Below are 1367 nucleotides of genomic sequence, written 5' to 3'. Positions count from 1 at the left end.
ATCCTCAGCGGGTTGACAAACCAGCTGCCTGATCGTGATCCGGAAGAGACCGCCGAGTGGCTGGAGTCCCTGGATGCGCTGATTCAGGAACAGGGCACCGAGCGTGCCCAGTACATCATGCGCAGCCTGCTCCAGCGGGCCGGGGCGCAGAGCGTGGGTGTTCCGATGGTCACCACCACGGACTACGTCAACACCATCCCGGTGGACCAGGAGGCCCCGTTCCCCGGCGATGAGGAGATCGAGCGCAAGTACCGGGCCTGGCTGCGCTGGAACGCCGCGGTGATGGTGCACCGGGCGCAGCGGGCCGATATCGGCGTGGGCGGGCACATCTCGACCTATGCCGGGGCCGCGACGCTGTACGAGGTCGGCTTCAACCACTTCTTCCGCGGCAAGGACCACCCCGGCGGCGGGGACCAGGTCTTCTTCCAGGGCCACGCCTCCCCCGGCATGTACGCCCGGGCCTTCATGGAAGGCCGGCTCTCCGAGGAGGATATGGACGGCTTCCGGCAGGAGAAGTCCAAGGAGGGCCACGCCCTCTCCTCCTACCCGCACCCGCGCCTCATGCCGGAGTTCTGGGAGTTCCCCACGGTCTCCATGGGCATCGGGCCGATGAACGCGATCTACCAGGCCCAGTCCAACCGGTACCTGCACAACCGCGGCATCAAGGACACCTCCGACCAGCAGGTCTGGGCGTTCCTGGGCGACGGGGAAATGGACGAGCCCGAGTCCCGCGGSCTGCTCCAGCTCGCCGCGAACGACAAGCTGGACAACCTGAACTTCGTGATCAACTGCAACCTCCAGCGCCTGGACGGACCGGTCCGCGGCAACGGCAAGATCATGCAGGAACTCGAGGCGTTCTTCCGCGGCGCGGGCTGGAACGTGATCAAGGTCGTCTGGGGCCGGGAGTGGGATGACCTGCTGGCCAAGGACGAGGACGGCTCGCTGGTGAAGATCATGAACGAGACCGTCGACGGGGACTACCAGACCTACAAGGCCGAGTCCGGCGCGTTCGTCCGCGAGCACTTCTTCGGCAAGACCCCGCAGACCAAGGAAATGGTCCAGGACCTCACCGATGACCAGATCTGGAACCTCAAGCGCGGCGGCCACGACTACAACAAGGTCTACGCCGCGTACAAGGCCGCGACCGAGTTCAAGGGCAAACCCACCGTCATCCTGGCCCACACGGTCAAGGGCTACGGCCTGGGCACCCACTTCGAGGGCCGCAACGCGACCCACCAGATGAAGAAGCTCACCCTCGCGGACCTCAAGGCCTTCCGCGACCACCTGCGCATCCCGATCACGGACGACCAGCTCGAAGCGGACCTCTACCGGCCCCCGTACTACCACCCCGGCATGGACTCCCCGGA

General features: G+C 66.0%; 1 pseudogene. It reads left to right on the top strand.

The window, feature by feature from the left end:
- A pseudogene (locus AC1DDO_RS23000) lies at positions 1–1367 on the top strand (pyruvate dehydrogenase (acetyl-transferring), homodimeric type); the annotation flags it as partial.

Source organism: Arthrobacter sp. 10N43, assembly GCF_056394525.1.
The sequence above is the reverse complement of the archived record's forward strand: the minus strand, read 5'-3'. Positions and strand labels throughout refer to the sequence as shown.